Source organism: Pseudomonas sp. USHLN015 (assembly GCF_037153275.1).
GTDB lineage: Bacteria > Pseudomonadota > Gammaproteobacteria > Pseudomonadales > Pseudomonadaceae > Metapseudomonas > Metapseudomonas tohonis.
The window spans coordinates 89,609-112,468 of record NZ_JBBCKP010000002.1; the positions used below are offsets into that span (position 1 = coordinate 89,609).

The window sequence follows — 22,860 nt, forward strand, 5'->3', positions numbered from 1 at the left end:
TCACCATGCATCACAGACCACGCCAACTGCCTCGCCTGCTGCTGGCCGCGGGCATCACGAGCCTCGGTGCCCCGGCCCATGCCGCCTTCCTCGAAGAGAGCAAGGCCAGCCTGGAACTGCGCAACTTCTACTTCAACCGCGACTTCCGCCAGGAAGGCGCCCCCCAAGCGAAGGCCGAAGAGTGGGCGCAGGGCTTTCTGCTGCGCTACGAATCCGGTTTCACCGACGGCACCGTCGGTGTCGGGGTCGATGCCATCGGCCTGCTCGGGGTCAAGCTCGACTCCAGCCCCGAACGCGCGGGCACCGGGCTGCTCCAGCGGGATCGAGAAGCGCCACGGCGCGCCCAGGACGCCTACTCCGACCTGGGGCTGACGGCCAAATTGCGCGCCTCCCAGAGCGTTCTGAAAATCGGCACCCTGACCCCCAAGCTGCCCGTATTGATGCCCAACGACTCACGCCTGCTGCCGCAGACCTTTCGCGGGGGCCAGCTGAACATGCGCGAGATCGAAGGGCTGACCCTCGACACGGGGCGCCTCACCCAGGTCAACCAACGGGACTCCAGCGACCATGAAGACATGGCCGTCACCACGGCCGTCGGTGTGAAGGGCATTCGCACGCGCCATGGCACGAGCGATGCGTTCGACTTCGCCAGCCTCACTTACGCCTGGAACAACAACCTGAGCACCGGCTACAGCTACGGCGCCCTGGACAATATCTATCGTCAGCACTACGTGACGCTCAACCATGTCCTGGCGCTCGAGGGTGGCCAGTCGTTGAAGAGCGATATCCGCTTCGCCCGCTCCACGGGCGATGGCGGGAGCAACATCGACAACCGCGCGCTCGGCGCCCTGTTCACCTACGGTATCGGCGGTCATGCAGTTGGCGTCGGCTATCAGCGCATGAGCGGCGATACCGGGTTTGCCTACATCAACGGCGCGGATGCGTACCTGGTCAACTTCGTGCAGATCGGAGACTTCGCCAGCAAGGATGAAACCTCCTGGCAGGCCCGCTACGACTTCAACTTCGCCGCGCTCGGCATTCCGGGCCTGACCTTCATGACCCGCTACCTCAGCGGCGACGGCATCGATCTGGGCGCCGGCAAGCCGGAGGGCCGCGAATGGGAACGCGACACCGACATCGCGTACGTATTCCAGGAGGGGCCGCTGAAGAATCTCGGCGTCAAATGGCGCAATGCAACGGTCAGGTCCACGCACTTTGGCAATGACCTGGACGAAAACCGCCTGATCCTCAGCTACAGCATCGCGCTCTGGTGACACGCCGGCCGCTCGAAGAGTGGTAACGAGCGGATCGTTATCACTCGCGGGAATCGTAGCTGGAACTGCCCTGGCGCCGAGCTGCAACGCATGCCCGTGATGCCTTATTGCGCCGCTGGGCTACGCTTTAGCAGCCAGTCTGTGCCTAGGGAGGAACGGCATGAACATTCGCCAGAAAATGGTTGCTTCAGGAGCCATCAGCGTCATCGCCGCCGCCCTGCTCGGCGGCATCGGCTTCTTGGGCCAGACCCGCCTCGCCGACGCGCTGGCCGAGAACGAGCTGAGCGTCAGCGCGCTGCGCAACCACCTGGAGGGCGACATGATGCACGACGCCCTGCGTGCCGACGTGCTTGCCGCCTTCGTCGCCGAACCGGGCGACAGCGCTGCCGCCAACCAGGTGCGCCAGGACCTCAAGGAGCACAGCGACTGGTTCCGCAAGGCCATGAGCGAGAACGCCAGCCTACCCCTGAGTGCGGACATCAAGCGCGCCATCGGCGATTCGCAGCCGGCGCTGGAGTCCTATATCACCGCCGCCGAGAAGATCATCGACCACGCCTTGCGCGACCCGGCCGCGGCCCGCGCCGAATTGCCGGCCTTCAATACCACCTTCGGCGAACTGGAAGAACGCAACGAAGCCCTCAGCAGCCTGATCGAGAGGCACGCTAAAGAAGCGCGCGACGCCAGCGAGGCCGCGGTGAGCCAGGCGGCCATGTGGCTGGTCGGCGGCATCCTCGTCGTCTGCCTGGCGTTGTGCCTGGCCACCAGCCAACTGATGCGCACCGTGCTGCGCCCGCTGGAGAAGACCGTCGCCGCTGCCCGCGCGATCGCGCAGGGCAACCTGCGCAACGTCATCAGCGTCGACAGCAATGACGAGGCCGGCCAGTTGCAGCAGGCGCTGGCGGACATGCAGAACAACCTGCGCCAGATGATCGCCGACATCCGCCAGGAGAGCGAGGAACTGCGGGGCACGGCGCACACCCTCAGCGATACTTCGCGCGGCATCGTCGACGGCGCCAGCGAGCAGGCCGACAGCGCCACCAGCATGGCCGCGGCGATGGAGGAAATGATCGCCAACATCGCCCAGATCGCCGAGCACGCGCGCAACGCCCAGGGCATCTCCGCGCACTCCGAAGGCCTGGCCAGCAATGGCGGCCAGGTGATCCTCGGCGTCGTCGACGGCATGAACCGCATCGCCGACGCGGTGAACAGCTCATCCAGCACCATCACCGCGCTGGGCCGCTCCTCGGAGGAGATCCACTCCATCATCCAGGTGATCAAGAGCATCGCCGAGCAGACCAACCTGCTGGCGCTCAACGCCGCCATCGAAGCCGCGCGGGCCGGCGAGGCGGGTCGCGGCTTCGCCGTGGTGGCCGACGAAGTGCGCAACCTCGCGGCACGCACGGCGCAGTCCACCCAGGAAATCACCGGCATGATCGAACGCATCCGCGAAAGCACCGAACAGGCAGTCAGCAGCATGCAGACCGGGGTGACGCGGGTGAACGACGGCGTCTCCCTGGCGACCCAGGCCGGCACCTCCATCAGCGAGATCCGCAACGGCGCCCACCGTGCTGCCGAGGTGGTCGAGGAGATTTCCCAGACCATCGACGAGCAATCGCGGGCCAGCAGCGAGGTGGCCCAGCGGGTGGAGACCATCGCCCGCATGTCGCGGCAGAACACCGAGGCGATGCACGAGCTGGCCGACGCCGCGCAACGCCTCGACAACGTGGCCGAGGCCATGCAGTCCTCGGTGGCGCGCTTCCAGGTGTGAGCGCGCCTCCGTAGGAGCGAACTTGGTGGCTCGGTCTGCGTTGCTGGAAGATTCCGAGGCCAGCTGATTGCCGAGCCCTGCTGATACTGAAGGGGCATTTGGCCGCTGCTCCCACCTCTGCGCCAGCATCTTCATCGATGTGCGCATCACGCTCGGGGCGCAGCGGCATCCGTAGGCTGGCGTAGAGCGAAGCGAAACCCACGCGGTGGGTGTGCCAGGGAGCCGTGAATGCCCGGAAAGCACCGTGCTTGAGGCTCCGCATCACGCTCACAACAGCAAACGCAGACAGAGCCAATCCATTCGCCCCCCATCGCGCGACCATAGGCCGGGTGAAACCCGCGATCCTCGATGCGACCTGCCGTCGAGTTGTCCCCGACCTACGCTGCATGCCCCCAGACGAAAAACGACCAGGCCGCCCGAAGGCGGCCTGGTCGTTTCATGGTGCTGCACAGCACCGGGGCTCAACCGGCGGCCTGCACCGCCTCCAGCAGCGTCGGCAGCGGCAGCGCCTGGGCGGCCGAGATGGTCAGGGCCACGCGACTGCCGGCGGCACCGACCCACTGGCCGAGGCTTTGCTCGGGCATCTGCATGGCGTTGAACTGGGCGTCCAGCCGCTTCAGGTCACCCGCCGCCTCGATGGCCGAGTGCAGCGCCTTCGGGTCCATGGCCTGGGCGGTGTTGACGCTGATGGCGGTGTTGATCCCGGCCGCATTTACCGCCTGCTGCAAGTTGCCGAACGGCAGCTCGGCGCCGTTGAACTCGACGCTGAAACGCTTGGTGTTGGCGGTCGCGTTGATGCTCAGCAGCAACGCCCCCGCGCCCATCGCCTGTGCGGTGTTGACCTTGATATGGGTATTGGTGCCAGCGGCCTCGATGGCGGCGAGCAGGCCCTTGTCATCGAGCTGGCCGCCATGGAATGACAGCGCCAGGTGGGTGCCATCGCCTGCGGCCTGCATGACCGCCTGCAGGGTTTCGTCCTTGACGGCCTGGGCCGAGTTGATGCCGATGGCGGTGCTGCCGGCGGCTCGCTCGACGGCCTGGAGAACGTTCGCTTCCAGCAGTTGCGCGCCGTTGAACTCCACGCCCAGCCCACCTTCCCGGGACGCGGCATCGATGATGCCGAGCAGGCGTCCGATGGGCACCGCGTGACCCGCATTGATGTCGATGCCGACCTGCCGCCCGGCGGCGTCGACCAGTTGGCGCAGAGCCTCGTCATCGGCTTGCGCGCCATTGAAGCTGACCTTCACCTGCTTGCCGTGGCCGGCGGCGTTGATGACCGCGAGCAGTGCGCTGGTGTTGACGTTCTGGCCCTTGCCGATCTCGATGGCGGTGCGCTCGCCAGCGAAGCTGGTGGCCTGTTGCAGGTTGCGCGGGGTCAGCCGGGCGCCATCGAAGCCCAGCACCAGTTGCTTGTCGCTGCCGGCGGCGCTGACCACCGAGAGCAGGTCACCGATGTCCAGGCCGTGGGCGGCGTTGAAGGCGATGGTGGTGTTGTCGCCCGCCGCCTGGATAACCTGGCGCAGGACGTTGATACCGACGGATGCGTCGAATTGCAGAGCAAGCTTCATCTGGGGACTCCTTCTGGCTTCCTCCTCGGGGCGACGGACAACCATAACGTCCGTCCCCGGCAGGGCAAGGCCAGGGGATGCCCAGGATGCGAGGGGGGATTCGGAGAACGCCGACATCCATAGGGGCAATCGTCGTAGGCCATCACTCCCAGACGTCGTTCACCCCCATCCGCTCGTTGCCTTCACGCCCCAGCTCACGCCCATCGCGTGCCTGCACCAGCGACTGTCCGAACTCAACCTGTTCGCCATTCACGCGGTTGTGGGCCGGGGCGTCGCGGGTCGGGCTGAGCAACAGGCGCTGCTGGTCGAGGTGGCGCACGCGGGTGCCGGCGGGGTAGTCCCAGTCGCCCAGCGCGTACGGCGCGGCCAATCGCCCGTCCCAGCGCAGCAGGTGGCGGTCGCCATCGAGCATCAGGTTCAGCTCCAGCAGGCTCATGCCCTCCAGCGACAGCGGCCCGGCGCTGTCGGAAACCCGCAGGGTCCAGCCGTAACCGTTGCCGTAGACCAGGCTGCCCAGCGGCCACTCCAACCCGAACAGCCGGCTGCCGGGCACCAGCGGGCAACGGTCGAAGCGCCAGCGCGACGGCTGCAAACGCTCCTCGATCTCGCGGCGGTACTCCACCCAGTCGTTGCCCGCGCAGGGCCAGCCCTCGACGACGCTGTCCTGCACCAGGCGCATGCGCGAGAACGAGTGGTGCAGCGGCAGCTCCATGGCGTCCACCTCCAGGCCCAGCACGCGCTGCGGCCTGGGCAGCCAGGCCTCGATCAGGCTGTCCAGGCCGTGGGGCTGCGGCTGGTCCTGCCAGTCCAGGGGCTCGAAGGTATCCAGGCGCACCTGGCTGCCGGCGGGGAACAGCAGCTCGCCCAGTTGCAGGTCCTGCACGAGGCGCGGGTTGAGGGCGTCGTGCCTGGCCTGCATCTCGGCCTCCATCTGCCGCTCCTGCCAGAGAATCAGCACGCCCAGCGCGGCGAAACACAGCAGCAGCACGCCCAGCACGCCATAGCGCCAGGGCCGTGCCAGGACGTGACCACGCGAGCGCGGCAACGCCAGCGCCAGCGACAGGCCCAGCAGGCCGGGCACGGACAGCACGGCCAGCACGGCCAGCAGCACGGCGATGCCGAAGATCAGGATGAACGTGGGATCTGGGCCGAAGATCATTGCGGATGCACCCTCCATGGACAGGCGGCGCGACATGCTCGCAGATCGCCCGGCAGCGCGCCACGCCCGGTGCGCGCCGCCCATGAAAAGGCCCGGCGCGAAGGCCGGGCCCGGGTGATGCGTGGCGAGGTCAGCCGGCGGCGTAGGCCTGTTTGGCCCGCGCGGCGCTGGACAGCTTCAGGCGGTAGCAGCCCGCCATCACCAGCAGCCACACCGGAATGGCGTAGACCGACACCTGGATACCGGGGATCAGCAGCATCACGCCGAGGATGAAGACCACGAAGGCCAGGCACAGCCAGTTGCCGTAGGGCGACCAGAGGGCGCGGAAGGCGGTGCGGGTGCCCTGACGGTCCATGTGCTGGCGGAACTTGAGGTGCGAGTAGCTGATCATCGCCCAGTTGATCACCAGCGCCGCCACCACCAGCGACATCAACAGCTCCAGCGCGTTGTGCGGCACCACGTAGTTCACCACCACGGCGAGGAAGGTCACCAGCGCCGAGACCACCAGCGCACGCACCGGCACGCCGCGCTTGTCGACCCGCGCCAGGGACTTGGGCGCATCGCCCTGCTCCGCCAGGCCGACCAGCATGCGGCCGTTGCAGTAGGTGCCGCTGTTGTAGACCGAGAGCGCCGCGGTGAGCACCACGAAGTTCAGCAGGTGGGCGGCGGCGTCGCTGCCGATCAGCGCGAAGATCTTCACGAACGGGCTGCCGCTGTAGGGATCGCCGGCGCTGTTGATGCTGGCCAGCAGCGCGTCCCAGGGGCTCAGCGAGAGCAGCACCACCAGGGCGCCAACGTAGAAGATGAGGATGCGCCAGATCACCTGGTTGATCGCCTTGGGGATCACCTGGCCGGGCTTCTCGGCCTCGGCGGCGGTGAAGCCGAGCATCTCCAGCCCACCGAAGGAGAACATGATGAAGGCCATCGCCATCACCAGCCCGCCGACGCCGTTGGGGAAGAAGCCGCCATGGGCCCAGAGGTTGGACACGGTCGCCTGCTCGCCGCCGGAGCCGCTGAACAGCAGCCAGCAGCCGAGCACGATCATGCCGACGATGGCCACCACCTTGATCATGGCGAACCAGAACTCGGCCTCGCCGAACAGCTTCACGTTGGCCAGGTTGATGGCGTTGACCAGCACGAAGAAGGCCGCCGCCGTCGCCCAGGTGGGCACCTCGGGCCACCAGAAGTGGATGTACTTGCCCACGGCGGTGAGTTCGGACATGCCGACCAGGATGTACAGCACCCAGCAGTTCCAGCCCGAGAGGAAGCCGGCGAAGCCGCCCCAGTACGTGTGGGCGAAATGGCTGAAGGAGCCGGCGACCGGCTCGGCGACGATCATCTCGCCGAGCTGGCGCATGATCAGGAAGGCGATGAAGCCGCAGATGGCGTAGCCGAGGATCATCGACGGGCCGGCGGACTTGAGCACCCCGGCCGAGCCGAGGAAGAGCCCGGTGCCGATGGCGCCCCCGAGGGCGATCAGCTGGATGTGGCGATTCTTCAGGCCGCGCTGGAGCGTGCCCTGGGATTGCGTGTCGTGCATGGCGTCACCTTTTGTTGTTTTCGTGACGGAAATCGGACCCGCAGCGCTTGTGGCGCGACGGAATGGCAAGGCGGGTGGACCTTTCAGCGGGCGTCGGGCGGCACCTCCCCGGGGGAACGGAGGGGACGGGCACGACGCGTCGCGTTGACAGGGATGCACGCCGGGGCCGGCAGGTCACAGGCGGTGGCGGATACGGGGAGGCCGGGCGCACGGGCGCCGGGTTGCAAGGCTGGGGTCATCGAGGACCTCCGGGTGTTGTTGTCATGGGCGTGCTCGATGGCCGGCACGCGTGGCGGGGCCATCACACCCGCCCGGGCGCCGCGAGACAAGGCACAGTTGCGTGCCGAAACTGTGTGGGCCGAGCCGGGCGGCGGAAGCTTTTCCTTACGCCTGCAGCGCCCCCGCGGCCGGCGCGGGCCCGGCGGGCGTTGGCGTCATGAATTGTTGACAGCGCGGTGCGCCGGCTTGACGCGGCGGCACCGGGCTCAGTGCTGCAGATGGCCGTAGAGCTTGGCGTAGAGCCCGCCGTCGGCGATCAGGCGCTGGTGGTCGCCATCCTCGGCGATGTGCCCGCCGTCGAACACCAGCACCCGGTCCGCCTGCTTAACCGCCGACAGGCGGTGGGCGATGATCAGCGTGGTGCGCCCCTCGAGGAAGCGCGCCAGGGCCTGGTGCAGGGCGTACTCGGTGGCGGCGTCGAGGGCCGAGGTGGCTTCGTCGAGGATCACCACGCGCGGGTCCGCAAGCACCATGCGCGCGATCGCCAGGCGCTGGCGCTGGCCACCGGAGAGGCGCACGCCGGAACGGCCGACCACGCTGTCCAGCCCCTGCGGCAGCGCGCGGATGGTGTCGGCCAGCTGGGCGATCTCCAGCGCTCGCCAGCAGGCCTCGTCGCTGCGCTCGCGGCCCAGGGTGAGGTTGGCGCGCACGCTGTCGTTGAACAGCGCCGGGTGCTGCAGCACCACCGCGACGTTCTCGCGCACGCGCTCCAGGCCGATCTCCTCCAGGCTGGCGCCGCCGAAGCGGATGGTCCCGGCCTGGGGGCTGTAGAGGCCCAGCAGCAGTTGCACCAGGGTGCTCTTGCCGCCACCGCTGGCGCCGACGATGGCGACCTTCTCGCCGGGGGCGATGGACAGGTCGAGGCCATCGAGCACCGGCTCGTCGCGGCCATAGCCGAAGCGCAGCCCTTCCACCTGCACGCCCACCGTGTCGCGCCCGGCGAAGGGGTCGACACGGCCGGCGTACTGCGGCTCGTCGGCACGCGCCAGCAGCTCGTTGATGCGCGCCAGGGCACCACCGGCGGCGTAGTAGGAATACTGCAGGCCGAGCAGCTGCTCCACCGGGCCGATCATGAACCAGAGGTAGCTGAACACCGCCAGCATCTGGCCGATGGACAGGTCCGAGAACAGCACGGTGAGCATGGCCGCGGCGCGGAACACGTCGATGCCGAACTGGAACAGCAGGCCGCTGGTGCGCCCGGCGGCATCGCTCTTCCACTGCGAGGCGACGGCGTAGTCACGCACCTCCTTCGCGCGCAGGCCGAGGCGACCGAGGAAGAAGCCCTGGCGGTTGCCGGCGCGCACTTCCTGGATGGCTTCCAGGGTCTCGGTCAGCGCCTGGGTGAAGCGCGAGGTGCTGTCGTTCTCCAGCTTCTTCAGGTGCTTCACACGCTTGCCCAGCTGCACCGTGGACCAGATGACCAGCGGGTTGAACAGCAGGATCAGCAGCGCCAGCTTCCAGTGCATCCACACCAGGATGCCGGCGGTGCCGGCGAGGGTGAGCATGGCCACCAGGAAGCGGCTCAGGGTCTCGCCGATGAATTTGTCGAGGGTGTCCAGGTCGGTGACCAGGTGGGCGGAGACGGTGCCGCCGCCCAGGCTCTCGTACTCGCCCAGGGAGATGCGCTTGAGGCGTTCGATCAGGCGGATGCGCAGGCGGTAGACGATGTCCTTCGACAGCCGCGCGAACAGCCGCGCCTGCAGCACGTTGAACACCAGCGCCAGGCTGCGCAGCAACAGGGTGGTGACCAGCATCAGGCCGATGTAGCCGGCGGCCACCTGCCAGCCGTCGGGCAGGAAGTGGTCCATGAACTTCAGTGCGGCGTCGCCCTGCCTGAGCAGCACCTCGTCCACCAAGAGCGGCAGCAACAAAGGGATCGGCACGCTGCAGAGGGTGGCCAGCACCGCCACCAGGTTGGCCAGCCACAGGGCCTTGCGATGGCGCAGGGCGAGGCGGCGGATCTCCGCCCAGCTCAGGCGGTCAGGCATGGGTCGCGCGCTCCAGCCAGCGGGCCAGCAGCGGCGCGAGCTCCTCCAGGCCCTGGTAGCCGTTGGTCAGCAGCGCCAGCTGGCCGTCGCGCTCGGCGAGCAGCGTGGGGAAGCCGGCGATGCCCAGGTCCTGCACCCAGGTGAAGTCCTCGGCGGTGGCCTGGTGCGCGGCGGCGCCATCGAAGGCCTCGGCGAACTCGATGCGCGGGATGCCGGCCGTCTCGGCCAGCGCCACCAGCACCGCCGCCTGGGTCACGTCGCGGCCCTCGGCGTAGAAGGCGTGCTGGATCAGCTTGACCAGCGGCCAGGTCGCCTCCTCGTGCAGGCTGCGAGCGGCCACCAGCGCACGGCACACCGGCTCGGTGTCGTAGACGAAGCCGTCCGGCAGCGCCCCGTCGAAACGGAAGGGCTGGCCGGTGGCGTCACGCACCGCGTGCCAGTGCTCGAGGATGTAGCGCCGGGTGTTGGGATCGAGCGAGGCACCCTGCCCGGTACGCAGGCCACCGGCCACCAGGTGCATGGGCACGCCGGCCGCGCGGGCCTGCTCGGCGAGGGCGTCGGCGACCGGGGCGAACCCCCAGCACCAGGAGCACATCGGGTCCATCACGTAGAGCAGGCGGGTCCTGGCCATCGTTTCTCTCAACTCTCCATGGGCTGGCGCGGGTTGCGACCGATCGGGTGCGGCAGGTTGCGCTGCCTGGCCAGTTCGATCTGCTTCTGCCGCTCACGGGCACCGGCGCGGGTCTTCTCGCTCAGGCTGTCCCAGCAATGCGGGCAACTGATGCCGGGGGCGTAATGGGGCGACTGGCGATCCTCGACCGAGATCGGGTTGCGGCAGGCATGGCACTGGTCGAAGTCGCCTTCGGAAAGATCGTGGCGCACGGTGACGCGGTTGTCGAAGACGAAGCAGTCGCCGCGCCAGCGGGTCTCGGCCTCGGGCACCTCTTCCAGGTACTTGAGGATGCCGCCCTTGAGGTGGAAGACCTCCTCGAAGCCTTCACCCAGCATGTAGGCCGAGGCCTTCTCGCAGCGGATGCCGCCGGTGCAGAACATCGCGACCTTCTTGTGCACAGCCGGGTCGTAGTGCTGGCGGATGTAGTCGGGGAACTCACGGAAGGACTTGGTCTTCGGATCGACCGCGCCCTCGAAGGTGCCGATGGCCACTTCATAGTCGTTGCGGGTGTCGATCAGCAGTACCTCGGGGTCGCTGATCAGGGCATTCCAGTCCCGCGGCTCGACATAGGTGCCGACGCGCTGGTTGGGATCGACGCCGGGCACGCCCAGGGTGACGATCTCCTTCTTCAGCTTGACCTTGGTGCGGTAGAACGGCTGCTCGTCGCAGTAGGACTCCTTGTGGTCGAGGTCGGCGAAGCGCGGGTCGACCTTGAGCCAGGCCAGCAGTGCATCGATGCCCTCGCGCGTGCCGGAGACGGTGCCGTTGATGCCCTCCTCCGCCAGCAGCAGGGTGCCCTTGATGTCGTTCTCGAGCAGGGTCTTGAGCAGGGGTTCGCGCAGGGCGACGTAATCTTTCAGGGAGACGAACTTGTAGAGCGCCGCGACGACGATCCGGGACATGGGGACTTCCTCCAGTGGTCGCCCACGCAAAGGGCGGACCGGGTGACAGAAACGACAGCGCCGGCTGGGCCGGCGCTGGGTGCGGATTCTAGCAAAAAGCGCAACCGGACGGCTGCGTGAAAAGGTCTCAGGCGACTTGCGGCGCTGGCGCCAAGGCCCCTGTGGGAGCGAATTCATTGGCGATGACCGCGACGCCGGCCTTCGCGGTTGAAACCGCTCCCACAAAGAGCATCAGGGCACCTGCGGCCTCAATGATCGTGCTTGCTGCCACCCTTGCAGGTGGGCGAATCCGGCGCGGCGCCTTGCGCGGCCCACTCCTCGGGGGTGTAGGTGTGCAGGGCCAGGGCATGGAACTGCCCCATCAGCTCACCCAGCGAGCCATAGGCCTTCTGGTGCCGCTTGACCGCGTTGAGCCCGGCGAACACCGGGCTGACGATCACCGCCTTGTAGTGGGTCTCCAGGCCGCGGCTGTGCATGTGGCTCTCGTCCAGCACCTCCAGGTGCTGGGGCTCGAGGGCCGCGAACGCGGCGAGGATTCGATCACGCATGCTCATGCAGGGCTCCGCTTACTTCTTCTTCTGGTCCTTGGGGGCCAGTTCGCTGGTCATGTCGGCCAGCAGCTTGTTCACTTCCGGCACGGCCGCTTCCAGGCGCGACTGGGTCAGTTGGGCGGACTGCGCGGTGAGGGTCGGCATCTTTTCCAGCACCTTCTTGCCCAGGGGCGATTCGTAGAAGGCGATCAGGTCCTTCAGCTCCGGCTCGGTGAAGTTGGTGGTGTAGATCTTCACCAGCTCGGGCTTGAGCTTGTCCCAGCCCACGGCCTTGTCGAGGGCGGTGTTGGCCTTGGCCTGGTAGCTCTCCAGCGCGGCTTTCTTGTCCGCCGGCGCGCCGCTCTGCTCGAAGCGCTGGGCGAACATCTGCTGCACCTGGCCGTAGACCGGCACGGTGAGCTTGTCGGCGTGGGCGAGCTTGAGGAAGCGCTCAGCGTTGGCGGCATGACTGGCGGCATCGGCCAGCGCCTGGCCACTGGCGCAGGCGATCAGGACGGCGGTGCAAAGTACGCGAAGCTTGGTCATCGGTATTCCTTTGTCTGAGCGGTTACGGGGGTCACCCGAGGGCGGATCATTCTGCGCCCGAGCCCATGGGGAGCTCAAGCGACGAGGACGTGTGCCGGATCACGGCCGAACTGTGGATGGGTGCACTCCAACGGTCTATTGTCAAAATGCCATCACTTGCTCATGCTAGCGGCCTCTGGGCATCCTTGCGCGTCAATAAAACGCTGTCAGCCCACCGACACATCGCCCCTTTGGGCCACCTGTCGCGCGCAATGTTCCCTCGCCCCCGAAATTGGAAGCTGCATCCCTACATGGACGTGTCCGATGACTAGCCACATCTCCGCACTGGTGCCGCACGGGTCGGCGACGCTGTGCGACCCCCAGGGCCGGCTGGACCCGTCCGCCATCGGCTGGTCGAACCGCCCGCGCCTGGACTGCGCGATGCCCGGCAACGTCGGCCGGCGCAAGCGCTGGAACCACTGGTGCATCACCACCCCGCAGTGGGTGCTGTCGCTGACGCTCGCCGACCTCGACTACATCGGCTATTGCGGCGCCTACTTCCTCGACATGGAAACCGGCCTCGCGGTGAATCACTCCCAGTTGCGCCTGCTCGGCCGAGGCTGCCGCCTGCCCGACACGCCCCTGGAGAGCTACGAATTCCAGCACCCGCGCCTGCACCTGAAAGTGGATGAGCACCCCGGACGGGCACGCATCACCGTCGCCGTGCCCGATATCGGTGGCCAGCCGCTGCAGGCCGCGCTCGACGTGCTGCGCCCGCTGCACCTGGATTCGGTGAACCTCGTCGCCCCCTTCCCCGGTCGCGGCTTCCACGCCAGCAGCCGCCAGCTCGGCCTGCCCGCCAGCGGCAGCGTGCAACTGGGCAACCGCCATTTCGACTGCCAGGCCGGACAGAGCTTCGCCGCCCTCGACTTCGGCCGTGGCGTCTGGCCCCTGCACAGCCAGTGGACCCGCGCCGCCTTTGCCACCAGCGGCGGCATCGCCGGCAACTTCGGAGCCGGCTGGACCGACGCCAGCGGCCTGACCGAGAACGCCCTGTGGTTCGGCGGCGAGCTGTCCAAGCTGGACCGCCCGGTGCGCATCGAACAGGCCCAGAGCAACCCTCTCGCGCCCTGGCAGCTGGGCACCGAATGCAACCGCGTGCAGCTCACCTTCACCCCGCGCCAGCTGCACCAGGCCAACCCCCGCCTCGGGCCGCTCTACGCCGACACCCGCCAGTGGTTCGGCCGCTTCGACGGCGTGCTGCGCGGCCCCACCGGCGAACGCGTGCCGGTGGACAACGCCATGGGCTGGCTCGGCACCACCCACGCACGCTGGTAATAGCGCCACGGCGGAACCCCATGCTCCATCCGCGGCCTAAACTGCGGAAAATCCTTTCTGGAGCATGTGCAAATGAGCCGTACCGAAACAGACAGCCTGGGGCCAGTCGAAGTCGCCGAAGACGCCTACTGGGGCGCCCAGACCCAGCGCTCGCTGGAGAACTTCGCCATCGGCGTCGAACGCATGCCGCTGGCGGTGGTGCACGGCCTGGCCCTGATCAAGAAGGCCGCCGCGCGGGTCAACGGCCGCAACGGCACCGTCTCCCCGGACATCGCCCGGCTCATCGAACAGGCGGCTGACGAAGTGCTCGCCCACCGCCACGACGACCAGTTCCCCCTGGTGGTGTGGCAGACCGGCAGCGGCACCCAGAGCAACATGAACGTCAACGAGGTCATCGCCGGTCGCGCCAACGAACTGGCCGGCGGCCAGCGCGGCGGCAAGAGCCCGGTGCACCCGAACGACCACGTCAACCACGCGCAGAGCTCCAACGACAGCTTCCCCACCGCCATGCACATCGCCGTGGCCCGGGCGGTGAACGACGAGCTGCTGCCGGCCCTCGCCGAACTCACCGGCGGCCTCGCCGAGCAGGCCGCGCGGCATGCCCACCTGGTGAAGACCGGGCGCACCCACATGATGGACGCCACGCCCATCACCTTCGGCCAGGAGCTCTCCGCCTTCGTTGCCCAGCTCGACTACGCCGAGCGCGCCATCCGCAACGCCCTGCCGGCGGTCTACCAACTGGCCCAGGGCGGTACCGCCGTCGGCACCGGGCTCAACGCGCCCCACGGTTTCGCCGAGGCCATGGCGGCCGAGCTGGCGGCGCTGGCCGGGCTGCCCTTCGTCTCCGCCCCCAACAAGTTCGCCGCCCTCGCCGGGCACGAGCCGCTGGTGGCGCTCTCCGGTGCGCTCAAGACCCTCGCCGTGGCGCTGATGAAGATCGCCAACGACCTGCGCCTGCTGGGCTCCGGCCCCCGTGGCGGCCTGGCGGAAGTGAGGCTGCCGGCCAACGAGCCGGGCAGCTCGATCATGCCCGGCAAGGTCAACCCGACCCAGTGCGAGGCGCTGTCGATGCTCGCCTGCCAGGTGATCGGCAACGACACCACCATCAGCCTCGCCGCGAGCCAGGGCCACCTGCAGCTCAACGTGTTCAAGCCGGTGATCGCCCACAACCTGCTGCAGTCCATCCGCCTGCTGGCCGACGGCTCGCGCAACTTCCAGCGCCACTGCGTGGCCGGCATGGAGCCCGACGCGGCGCGCATGGCCGAGCACCTGGAGCGCGGGCTGATGCTGGTCACCGCACTCAACACCCACATCGGCTACGACAAGGCCGCGCAGATCGCCAAGAAGGCCTACGGCGAGGGCACCACCCTGCGCGAGGCGGCGCTGGCGCTGGGCTTCGTCAGCGCCGAGGACTTCGACGCCTGGGTCCGCCCGGAAACCATGCTGGAGGCCGGCCAGCATGGTTGAAGCCACCAAGCACGGCGCCACGCCCCTGGAAGGCGACGGCAAGCGCATCCTCATGATCTTCGGCTCGCCCAAGGACAACAGCCTGTGCAACGCCCTTGGCGAAGCCTATGCCCAGGGCGCCCGCAGCGAAGGCCACGTGGTGCGCCTGCTCAAGCTCGGCGAGATGGCGTTCGACCCGGTGCTGCACCAAGGCTACGACCAGAGCCAGGCCCTGGAGCCGGACCTGCTGGAGGCCCAGCGGCAGATCCACTGGGCCGAGCACCTGGTGTTCGTCTACCCGGTCTGGTGGGGCGGCGTGCCGGCCCTGCTCAAGGGCTTCTTCGACCGCGTGTTCCTCCCCGGCTTCGCCTTCCGCTACCGCGGCGTGCGCTCCTGGGAAAAGTTGCTGGAAGGCCGCACCGCCGACCTGCTGGTGACCCTGGACACGCCGCCTTGGTACTTCCGCTGGATCTACGGCGCCCCCGGGCACCGGCAGATGACCCGCACCATCCTCGGCTTCTGCGGCATCAAGACCCGCCGCCTGGCCGAATTCGCCCCGGTGCGCTCCTCCTCCGAGGAACAGCGCCAGGCCTGGCTGCGCAAGGCGGAAACCATGGGGACCCGCAGCTAGCGCGGCGCAGGTTGGCGCCGAGCGCAGCGAGGCCCAACGATGGGCGTTTCAGGATGCAAACGTAGCCCGGGCTACAGCCCGGTAAAGCGGCGACGCGGAGCGCCGCTGGGCGACTGAAGTCGCCCCTGCGGTCGCCCCCATGTGCCCCTGTGAGCCGTTACAGCGCGCGGGCCTGGCGCGCCTTCCAGCTGCGCACCAGCGAGGGCGCGAGGGCGGTCAGCGCGGAGCCCAGCACCACCAGCAGCGCGCCGCCGTAGGCGATGCCATTGAGCTGCTCGGGCACCACGTGGTCGGGCCAGAGGCTGGCGGCCAGGGCCACCGAGGCGAAGGTCACCAGCGGGGTGATGGCCAGGGTCGCGCTGACCCGCGAAGCCTCCCAGTGGGCCAGGGCCTCGGCGAAGGCGCCATAGGCCACCAGGGTGTTCAGGCAGCAGGCCAGCAGCAGCCAGCCCTGCAGCGGCGACAGCTGCAGCGCCTCCAGCGGCGCCACCCAGGGCGTCAGCAACGCGGCGCAGCCGAGGTAGATCACCATCATCACCTGCATGGAATTCCACACTGTCAGCAGCTGCTTCTGCGCCAGCCCGTAGAAGGTCCAGACGAAGGCCGCCGCCAGCACGATGAGCACCCCGGTGGTGTAGGTGCCGAGGGAGGTGAGCAGCTCATCCAGGCGCTGGTTGAAGAACAGCCCGAAGCCCAGCACCAGCACCGCCAGCCCGAGCGCCTGGCCGAGGCTGAAGCTCTCCTTGAAGATGAACAGGCTGCCGATCAGGAACAGGATCGGCGCCACCTGGATCACCAGTTGCGTGGTGCCGGGGCTGAGCATCTTCAGGCCGATCAGGTAGAGCACGTAGTTGCCCAGCAGCCCGGCGATGGCCAGCGCCACCAGAGCGCCCCCCTTGCGCCCCAGTGGCTTGAAGCGCGGCAGCCGGCGGGTAGCGGCGAGCCAGACGAACAGCAGCGAGCCGGAAACCAGCAGGCGAAACCAGGTGACGGTCACCGGGTCCATCACCTTCAGCACTTCCTTGAGTTTGATCGGCAGGATGCCCCAGAGCACGGCGGTGACGAGGGCGAGAAACAGGCCGTAGAGCCAACGGCCGGAAGAAATGTGCATGGAGACCTCGAAGCGGAAGGGACCCGGCCGGCAAGGCGGCGGGCCGCTCATTCTAGAACCTGCCCTGCGACGCACACAGCGACAATTGCCGGCGCGAGCGGCGCTCAACTGTACCGGTCGGAGCGGTGCCACGCGTCAGCTTTCCAGCGTCATTTTTATGTAAATGCCGCGAACGGTCGCGATCAGGCGCCGATTCGTACCGTCCATCGCCTGAGCGCGCAGGCACCGGGACGCGGATTAGACTCAAACATCATCCGACCCATTCACCCCGGAGTAATCAGCATGTTCGGGCAACGCACCGTGGACGCCGCAGCCGGCACCCATTACCGCAGCGACCGCGTCAGCGCGGTGAATGGGCAGTACTTCTTCGCCACCCGCGAGGGCACCCTGGAAGGCCCCTACTTCACCCGCGCCGACGCCGAGCGCGAGATCGCCTTCTACATCCGCCGCATGATGCAGGCCGACGACATCATCGCCAGCCGGCTCTGAGCGCCACGAGCATGACCGCTGCGCAGGGTGGAGGTCGCTTTTCACCTCCACCAGGCGAGGCTTCCCGCAGCGCCGCATCGATGGGTGTCGCGCAGCTCTACCCATCCTACGAAAGCACGCCTTCGCCCCAGCTCATCGCGAATGAATTCGCTCCCACGGGGGCAGCGCTGCGCGCCGCTTGGCGACTGAAGTCGCCCCTACAGGAAATGCCGCTCCAGCGCTGGGACGATGACCGTTGCGTAGGGTGGAGGTCGCTTTTCACCTCCACCAGACGAGGTTGAGCGTGACGCCACATCGATGGGTTTCGCACAGCTCCCCATCCCACGAAAAGCACGCCCTCGCCCCGGCTCATCGCGAATGAATTCGCTCCCACGGGGGCAGCGCTGCGCGCCGCTTGGCGACTGAAGTCGCCCCTACCCAAAAACGCCGCGCCAGCGCGAGGACATGACCGCTGCGTAGGGTGGAGGTCGCTTTTCACCTCCACCAGGCGAGGCTGCCCGCAGCGCCACATCGATGGGTTTCGCGCAGCGCCCCCATTCCACGAAGAGCACGCCCCCGCCCAGGGTGCGCAGCGACCAAAAGAAAACCCGCAGCGGCCAGGCCGTTGCGGGTTTTCCATTCCAGCGTCGTGCGGTATGCGGATCAGCGCACCGCTTCGAACAGTCCGGTGGCGCCCATGCCGCCGCCCACGCACATGGTGACGATGCCGTAGCGCTTGCCCTGGCGCTGCAGCTCGCGCACCAGGTGGCCGACCTGGCGCGAACCGGTCATGCCGAAGGGGTGGCCGATGGAGATGGAGCCACCGTTGACGTTGTACTTCTCGTTGTCGATACCCAGGTGGTCGCGGGCATACAGGCACTGCGAGGCGAAGGCTTCGTTCAGTTCCCACAGGTCGATGTCGTCCACCGACAGGCCACGTGCCTTGAGCAGCTTGGGCACCGAGTACACCGGGCCGATGCCCATCTCGTCCGGCTCGCAGCCGGCCACGGTGAAGCCACGGAAGAAGGCGCGCGGCTTGAGGCCCAGCTCGATGGCCTTGTCCAGGCTCATCAGCAGGGTCATGGAAGCGCCGTCGGACAGCTGCGAGGAGTTGCCGGCGGTGACCGAACCGTCCTCGGAGAACACCGGCTTCAGCGAAGCCAGGCCTTCCAGGGTGGTGTCGGCGCGGTTGCAGTCGTCGCGGTCGACCACGCCCTCGAGGATCTTCTTCTCGCCGGTAGCCTTGTCCTCGACGCCGTACTTCACGTTCATCGGCACGATCTCGTCGTCGAACAGGCCGGCGGCCTGGGCGCGGGCGGTGCGCTGCTGGCTCTGCAGGGCGTACAGGTCCTGCGCCTCGCGGCTGACGTTGTAGCGGCGCGCGACGATCTCGGCGGTCTGCCCCATCGGGTAGTAGATGCCGGGGTGTTCCAGCTTCAGGCGCGGGTTGACGAAGTTGTCCTGGTTGATGCTTTTCAGCGTCAGGGTGATGGACTCGACGCCGCCGGCGACCATCACGTCGCTGCAACCGGAGGCGATCTGGTTGGCGGCGATGGCGATGGCCTGGAGGCCCGAGGAGCAGTAGCGGTTCAGGGTCATGCCGGCGACGCCGATGCCCAGGCCGGACAGCACGGCCACGTTGCGGCCGATGTTGTGGCCCTGGGCGCCTTCGTTGGAACCGGCGCCGACGACGCAGTCGTCCACCAGCGCCGGGTCCAGGTCGTTGCGCGCCAGGAGGGCGTTCACGCAGTGGGCGGCCATGTCGTCCGGCCGGGTCATGTTGAACTTGCCACGGAAGGACTTGGCCAGGCCGGTCCGAACGCTGTCGACTATCACCACTTCACGCATGACGCACCTCTTCTTGTCGGTTTGAGGACGGGTGTCCATTGACGATGGCGCGAGGATAAATCCACCCAATGTCCGTGGGCGACGATCATTCATCCTGCGTATGCGCGGCCATCGCCCGCCGGTTCAGCCCTTCTTGAACGCCCTCTCCAGCGCCTCGTTGATGGTGCGCAGCACCTTCACCCGTGCGAAGCGCTTGTCATTGGCCTCGACCAGGGTCCAGGGCGCCAGCTCGGTGCTGGTGCGATCCACCATGTCGCCCACCGCATCGACGTAGAGGTCCCATTTGTCCCGGTTGCGCCAATCCTCCTCGGTGATCTTGTAGCGCTTGAACGAGGTTTCCTCACGCTCCTTGAAACGCGCCATCTGCTCGTCCTTGTCGATCGACAGCCAGAACTTCACCACGACGATGCCGTAGTTGTGCAGTTGTTCCTCGAAGTCGTTGATCTCGCTGTAGGCGCGCAGCCAGTCGGCCTCGGAGCAGAAGCCCTCGACCCGCTCCACCAGCACGCGGCCGTACCAGGAGCGGTCGAAGATGGTGAACTGCCGGCGCGGCGGAACGTGCCGCCAGAAGCGCCACAGGTACGGCTGGGCGCGCTCCTCCTCGGTGGGTGCGGCGATGGGCACGGTGCGGTACTGGCGCGGGTCGAGGGCGCCGGTGACGCGGCGGATGGCGCCCCCCTTGCCCGCCGCGTCGTTGCCCTCGAACACCGCCATCAGCGCGTGCTCGCGGAAGCGCTTGTCACGCATCAGCCCGGCCAGGCGTGCCTGCTCGGTGGCCAGTTGCTCCTTGTAGTCGTCCTTGCCGAGCTTCAGGCTCAGGTCGAGGCTGTCGAGCAGGCTGCGGTCATCCAGGCTGGAGATCAGCGGCGCCGCGTGGGGCTGGGGGATCGCTCGATCCTTGCGCTTGAGCGCGGCTTGCAGGCCTTCGAGGATGATGCGGCCGACACTGAGGCTGCGGTAGTTCTCGTCGATGCCCTCGATCACGTACCAGGGCGCGTAGTCACGGCTGGTGCGGCGCAGCATGCGCTCACCGAAACGCACGAAGCGGTCGTAGGTCTCGCTCTGCTTCCAGTCCAGCGGGTTGAGCTTCCAACTGCGCTGCGGGTCCTTGTCCAGGTCCTTGAGGCGCTGCTTGAGCTGCTTCTTGGACAGGTGGAACCAGAACTTGAAGATCAACGCGCCTTCGTCGCAGAGCATGCGTTCGAAGCGCTCGGCGGACTCGATGGCCTGGTCGAAGCGCGCGTCCTTGATATCCCCCTCGACGCGCGCATGGAGCATCTGGCTGTACCAGTTGCCGAAGAAGATGCCGGTCTGCCCCTTGGCCGGCAACTTGCGCCAGAAGCGCCACTGCGGCGGACGTGACAGCTCCTCGTCGGTGGGCATGAGGAAGCTCTCGACATGGATCAGGCGCGGGTCCATCCACTCGTTGAGCAGCTTAACCGTCTCGCCCTTGCCGGCCCCTTCGACGCCGTTGATCAGGATGATCACTGGGAAACGCGCCTGCTGCTTGAGCTCGAACTGCGCCTCCAGCAGCGCCTCGCGCAATTCCAGCACGGCCTTGTCGTAGGTTTCCTTGTCGATGGAATGACCGATTTCCGCAGATTCGAACATGCGACTCTCCCTGGTTGGTGGAGAAAAAATAGCGGAAGACGCAGCGCTGCGGGGTGAAAGATTCGACAGAGTCGCGAGGCACTCCCACGCCGGCCCCCACAACGGCCCCGGAGGATCGGGCACTACACGCGAATCCTCCAACTCCTCGCCCACCGCCCCGAGCGTCCCCCTGTCGCACGCGCCGCGGCACCGCGATCGGCTACTATTCGCGCTTCGTTCCGCCGGGGTCCTCCATGTCCGATTTCCATCACGCACTGCTCGACTGGGATGAGCAGGGCCAGCCGCTGTCGCGCGAGTTCGACGACGTCTATTTCTCCCCCACCTCGGGCATCGACGAGACCCGCCACGTGTTCCTCGACGGCAACGACCTGCCGCGCCGCTTCGCCGAACTCGGTGCCGACGGGCGCCTGGTGGTGGGCGAGACGGGCTTCGGCACCGGGCTCAATTTCCTCTGCACCTGGCAACTCTTCGAGGCGCACGCGCCGGCCGATGCGCGGCTGCACTTCGTCAGCGTCGAGAAATTCCCCCTGGCCCGCGACGACCTGGCCCGCGCCCTGGTGCTGTGGCCGCAGCTGGCGCCGTTCGCCGACGCACTGCTGGACCAGTACCGCGCCATCAACCCCGGTTTCCAGCGCCTGTCGTTCGCCGGCGGCCGCGTGACGCTGACGCTGCTGGTGGGCGACGCACTGCAATGCCTGCCCGAACTGGACGCACGCATCGACGCCTGGTTCCTCGACGGCTTCGCCCCGGCGAAGAACCCGCACATGTGGTCCCCCGAACTGTTCGCCCAACTGGCACGGCTCAGCGCGCCGGGCGCCACGCTCGCCACCTTCACCAGCGCCGGCTTCGTGCGTCGTGCACTCAAGGAAGCGGGCTTCCAGATTCGCCGCGCCAAAGGCTTCGGCAACAAATGGCACATGAGCAAGGGGCACTTCATCGGCGAGCCCGCGCACGCCGACAAACCCTGGTTCGCACGACCCGCACCGCAGGTGGGCGAGCGCCAGGCACTGGTGATAGGTGCCGGCCTCGCCGGCTGCGCCAGTGCCGCCAGCCTGGCCGCACGTGGCTGGCAGGTCACCTTGCTGGAACGCCACGCCGGCGTCGCCGAAGAAGCCTCCGGCAACCCCCAGGGAGTGCTCTACCTCAAGCTTTCCGCCCACGGCACCGCACTGTCGCGGCTGATCGTCAGCGGCTTCGGCCACACCCGCCGCCTGCTCCAGCACCTGCAGCCGGACCAGGACTGGCAAGGCTGCGGCGTGCTGCAACTGGCCTTCGAAGCCAAGGAAGCCGAGCGCCAGGCGCGCCTCGCCGAAGCCTTCCCCGCCGGCCTGCTGCGCCACCTCGACCGCGAGCAGGCCGAAGCCGTCGCCGGCATTCCCCTGCCCGCCGGGGGGCTGTTCTACCCCGAGGCCGGCTGGGTGCACCCACCCGCCCTGTGCCGCTGGCTGGCCGCCCGGCCCGGCATCCGCCTGCTGCCCCACAGCGAGGCCCTGCAACTGCGCCGCGAGAACGGCCGATGGCAGGCCCTGGATGGCGAGCGGGTGATCGCCGAGGCACCGGTCGCGGTGCTCGCCGGCGCCGCCGAGATCCTGCGTTTTCCACAGGCCGCCGGGATGCAGCTCAAGCGCATCCGTGGGCAGATCACCCGCCTGCCGGCGACCGAGGGCAGCCGCGCCCTGGCGACCGTGGTCTGTGCCGAAGGCTACGTGGCGCCGGTGCGCAACGACGAGCACACCCTGGGCGCCAGCTTCGACTTCCACAGCCAGGACTTGGCCCCCACCACCGCCGAACACGCCGGCAACCTCGACCTGCTGCGGGAGATTTCCCCCGACCTGGCCGAGCGCCTGCAGGCCGACCGGCTCGACCCCGCCGTGCTCGAAGGCCGCGCCGCCTTCCGCTGCACCACACCCGACTACCTGCCACTGGTGGGCCCGCTGTGCGATGCCGACGCCTTCGCCGAGGCCTATGCGGTGCTCGGCCGCGACGCGCGCCAGGTGCCGGACGTGCCCGCGCCCTGGCTCGATGGCCTCTACGTCAACAGCGGCCATGGCTCGCGCGGGCTGATCACCGCGCCGCTGGCCGGCGAGCTGCTGGCCGCCTGGCTGGAGGGCGAGCCGCTGCCCGTGCCCCGCGACGTCGCCGAAGCCTGCCACCCCAACCGCTTCCCCCTGCGCCGCCTGGTGCGCGGGCGCTAGCCGCCT

The 22,860-nt window shown here is 68.0% G+C and carries 18 protein-coding genes and 1 pseudogene; 8 read left to right on the top strand and 11 right to left on the bottom strand.

The window, feature by feature from the left end:
• The first annotated feature begins 5 nt into the window (after positions 1-5).
• From WFQ67_RS03445 to WFQ67_RS30320, 3 genes and pseudogenes are all read left to right on the top strand, one after another.
• Positions 6-1,274 (top strand): OprD family porin, encoded by a 1,269-nt coding sequence (locus WFQ67_RS03445; RefSeq protein WP_337056179.1) that lies wholly within the window; start codon positions 6-8, stop codon positions 1,272-1,274.
• 772 nt (positions 1,275-2,046) lie between these two features.
• Positions 2,047-2,187, top strand: a pseudogene (locus tag WFQ67_RS30315) (HAMP domain-containing protein); the annotation flags it as partial.
• 141 nt (positions 2,188-2,328) lie between these two features.
• Positions 2,329-3,042 (top strand): methyl-accepting chemotaxis protein, encoded by a 714-nt coding sequence (locus tag WFQ67_RS30320; protein ID WP_442969573.1) that lies wholly within the window; start codon positions 2,329-2,331, stop codon positions 3,040-3,042.
• 461 nt (positions 3,043-3,503) lie between these two features.
• Here WFQ67_RS30320 and WFQ67_RS03455 read toward each other — a convergent pair whose 3' ends face one another.
• The 8 genes from WFQ67_RS03455 to WFQ67_RS03490 all read right to left on the bottom strand — a co-directional run bounded on the left by WFQ67_RS03455 (position 3,504) and on the right by WFQ67_RS03490 (position 12,227).
• Positions 3,504-4,610: a hypothetical protein gene (locus tag WFQ67_RS03455; protein ID WP_337056180.1), complete on the bottom strand. Its 1,107-nt coding sequence runs from the start codon at positions 4,608-4,610 to the stop codon at positions 3,504-3,506.
• Between the two features lie 142 nt (positions 4,611-4,752).
• The gene (locus tag WFQ67_RS03460; RefSeq protein ID WP_337056181.1) at positions 4,753-5,769 is read right to left on the bottom strand and encodes a hypothetical protein; all 1,017 of its coding nucleotides are present in this window, start codon (positions 5,767-5,769) and stop codon (positions 4,753-4,755) included.
• A gap of 130 nt (positions 5,770-5,899) precedes the next feature.
• Positions 5,900-7,309 (bottom strand): amino acid permease, encoded by a 1,410-nt coding sequence (locus tag WFQ67_RS03465; RefSeq protein ID WP_271103560.1) that lies wholly within the window; start codon positions 7,307-7,309, stop codon positions 5,900-5,902.
• Between the two features lie 485 nt (positions 7,310-7,794).
• Positions 7,795-9,576 (bottom strand): ABC transporter ATP-binding protein, encoded by a 1,782-nt coding sequence (locus WFQ67_RS03470; RefSeq protein ID WP_213625699.1) that lies wholly within the window; start codon positions 9,574-9,576, stop codon positions 7,795-7,797.
• Entirely contained in the window at positions 9,569-10,171 is a 603-nt protein-coding gene (locus tag WFQ67_RS03475) for a DsbA family protein (RefSeq protein ID WP_213630640.1), read from the bottom strand. Before WFQ67_RS03475 ends, WFQ67_RS03470 begins: the two co-directional genes overlap by 8 nt.
• 44 nt (positions 10,172-10,215) lie before the next feature.
• The gene (gene trhO, locus WFQ67_RS03480; RefSeq protein WP_337056182.1) at positions 10,216-11,151 is read right to left on the bottom strand and encodes an oxygen-dependent tRNA uridine(34) hydroxylase TrhO; all 936 of its coding nucleotides are present in this window, start codon (positions 11,149-11,151) and stop codon (positions 10,216-10,218) included.
• 248 nt (positions 11,152-11,399) lie between these two features.
• Positions 11,400-11,705 carry a BolA family protein gene (locus tag WFQ67_RS03485; protein ID WP_173172264.1) on the bottom strand — a complete coding sequence of 102 codons (306 nt, stop codon included), beginning with the start codon at positions 11,703-11,705 and terminating at the stop codon, positions 11,400-11,402.
• Between the two features lie 12 nt (positions 11,706-11,717).
• Positions 11,718-12,227 (bottom strand): DUF2059 domain-containing protein, encoded by a 510-nt coding sequence (locus WFQ67_RS03490; RefSeq protein ID WP_043247034.1) that lies wholly within the window; start codon positions 12,225-12,227, stop codon positions 11,718-11,720.
• 303 nt (positions 12,228-12,530) lie between these two features.
• Between WFQ67_RS03490 and WFQ67_RS03495 the strand changes: the two genes are divergently transcribed.
• From WFQ67_RS03495 to WFQ67_RS03505, 3 genes are all read left to right on the top strand, one after another.
• On the top strand, positions 12,531-13,544 hold the full coding sequence (locus WFQ67_RS03495) for a DUF2804 domain-containing protein (RefSeq protein WP_213625701.1): 1,014 nt from the start codon (positions 12,531-12,533) through the stop codon (positions 13,542-13,544).
• A gap of 72 nt (positions 13,545-13,616) precedes the next feature.
• Positions 13,617-15,011, top strand: coding sequence for a class II fumarate hydratase (locus WFQ67_RS03500; RefSeq protein ID WP_043247029.1), 1,395 nt, complete (start codon positions 13,617-13,619; stop codon positions 15,009-15,011).
• Entirely contained in the window at positions 15,004-15,621 is a 618-nt protein-coding gene (locus WFQ67_RS03505) for an NAD(P)H-dependent oxidoreductase (RefSeq protein ID WP_337056183.1), read from the top strand. Before WFQ67_RS03500 ends, WFQ67_RS03505 begins: the two co-directional genes overlap by 8 nt.
• 157 nt (positions 15,622-15,778) lie before the next feature.
• Here the strand turns inward: WFQ67_RS03505 and WFQ67_RS03510 are convergent, their stop codons facing one another.
• Positions 15,779-16,732, bottom strand: a complete 954-nt coding sequence (locus tag WFQ67_RS03510; protein WP_337056184.1) for a DMT family transporter — start codon at positions 16,730-16,732, stop codon at positions 15,779-15,781.
• 282 nt (positions 16,733-17,014) lie between these two features.
• On the opposite strand from WFQ67_RS03510, the gene WFQ67_RS03515 reads away from it, so the two are divergent.
• The gene (locus WFQ67_RS03515; protein WP_173172254.1) at positions 17,015-17,221 is read left to right on the top strand and encodes a DUF6316 family protein; all 207 of its coding nucleotides are present in this window, start codon (positions 17,015-17,017) and stop codon (positions 17,219-17,221) included.
• Between the two features lie 642 nt (positions 17,222-17,863).
• Here WFQ67_RS03515 and WFQ67_RS03520 read toward each other — a convergent pair.
• Both WFQ67_RS03520 and pap read right to left on the bottom strand, forming a co-directional pair.
• The gene (locus WFQ67_RS03520; RefSeq protein ID WP_043247020.1) at positions 17,864-19,048 is read right to left on the bottom strand and encodes a thiolase family protein; all 1,185 of its coding nucleotides are present in this window, start codon (positions 19,046-19,048) and stop codon (positions 17,864-17,866) included.
• 123 nt (positions 19,049-19,171) lie between these two features.
• The gene (pap, locus tag WFQ67_RS03525; RefSeq protein ID WP_213625702.1) at positions 19,172-20,659 is read right to left on the bottom strand and encodes a polyphosphate:AMP phosphotransferase; all 1,488 of its coding nucleotides are present in this window, start codon (positions 20,657-20,659) and stop codon (positions 19,172-19,174) included.
• A 233-nt stretch (positions 20,660-20,892) separates the two neighbouring features.
• Between pap and mnmC the strand changes: the two genes are divergently transcribed.
• On the top strand, positions 20,893-22,854 hold the full coding sequence (mnmC, locus tag WFQ67_RS03530) for a bifunctional tRNA (5-methylaminomethyl-2-thiouridine)(34)-methyltransferase MnmD/FAD-dependent 5-carboxymethylaminomethyl-2-thiouridine(34) oxidoreductase MnmC (RefSeq protein WP_337056185.1): 1,962 nt from the start codon (positions 20,893-20,895) through the stop codon (positions 22,852-22,854).
• The last annotated feature ends 6 nt before the right edge of the window (positions 22,855-22,860 follow it).

Coding starts and splice junctions, on each gene's coding strand:
- WFQ67_RS03505 (WP_337056183.1), top strand. CDS start 15,004: ATGGTTGAAGCCACCAAGCACGGCGCCACGCCCCTGGAAGGCGACGGC.
- pap (WP_213625702.1), bottom strand. CDS start 20,659: ATGTTCGAATCTGCGGAAATCGGTCATTCCATCGACAAGGAAACCTAC.
- WFQ67_RS03460 (WP_337056181.1), bottom strand. CDS start 5,769: ATGATCTTCGGCCCAGATCCCACGTTCATCCTGATCTTCGGCATCGCC.
- WFQ67_RS03465 (WP_271103560.1), bottom strand. CDS start 7,309: ATGCACGACACGCAATCCCAGGGCACGCTCCAGCGCGGCCTGAAGAAT.
- WFQ67_RS03495 (WP_213625701.1), top strand. CDS start 12,531: ATGACTAGCCACATCTCCGCACTGGTGCCGCACGGGTCGGCGACGCTG.
- WFQ67_RS03445 (WP_337056179.1), top strand. CDS start 6: ATGCATCACAGACCACGCCAACTGCCTCGCCTGCTGCTGGCCGCGGGC.
- WFQ67_RS03470 (WP_213625699.1), bottom strand. CDS start 9,576: ATGCCTGACCGCCTGAGCTGGGCGGAGATCCGCCGCCTCGCCCTGCGC.
- trhO (WP_337056182.1), bottom strand. CDS start 11,151: ATGTCCCGGATCGTCGTCGCGGCGCTCTACAAGTTCGTCTCCCTGAAA.
- WFQ67_RS03475 (WP_213630640.1), bottom strand. CDS start 10,171: ATGTGCTCCTGGTGCTGGGGGTTCGCCCCGGTCGCCGACGCCCTCGCC.
- WFQ67_RS03485 (WP_173172264.1), bottom strand. CDS start 11,705: ATGAGCATGCGTGATCGAATCCTCGCCGCGTTCGCGGCCCTCGAGCCC.
- WFQ67_RS30320 (WP_442969573.1), top strand. CDS start 2,329: ATGGAGGAAATGATCGCCAACATCGCCCAGATCGCCGAGCACGCGCGC.
- WFQ67_RS03515 (WP_173172254.1), top strand. CDS start 17,015: ATGTTCGGGCAACGCACCGTGGACGCCGCAGCCGGCACCCATTACCGC.
- WFQ67_RS03455 (WP_337056180.1), bottom strand. CDS start 4,610: ATGAAGCTTGCTCTGCAATTCGACGCATCCGTCGGTATCAACGTCCTG.
- mnmC (WP_337056185.1), top strand. CDS start 20,893: ATGTCCGATTTCCATCACGCACTGCTCGACTGGGATGAGCAGGGCCAG.
- WFQ67_RS03500 (WP_043247029.1), top strand. CDS start 13,617: ATGAGCCGTACCGAAACAGACAGCCTGGGGCCAGTCGAAGTCGCCGAA.
- WFQ67_RS03520 (WP_043247020.1), bottom strand. CDS start 19,048: ATGCGTGAAGTGGTGATAGTCGACAGCGTTCGGACCGGCCTGGCCAAG.
- WFQ67_RS03490 (WP_043247034.1), bottom strand. CDS start 12,227: ATGACCAAGCTTCGCGTACTTTGCACCGCCGTCCTGATCGCCTGCGCC.
- WFQ67_RS03510 (WP_337056184.1), bottom strand. CDS start 16,732: ATGCACATTTCTTCCGGCCGTTGGCTCTACGGCCTGTTTCTCGCCCTC.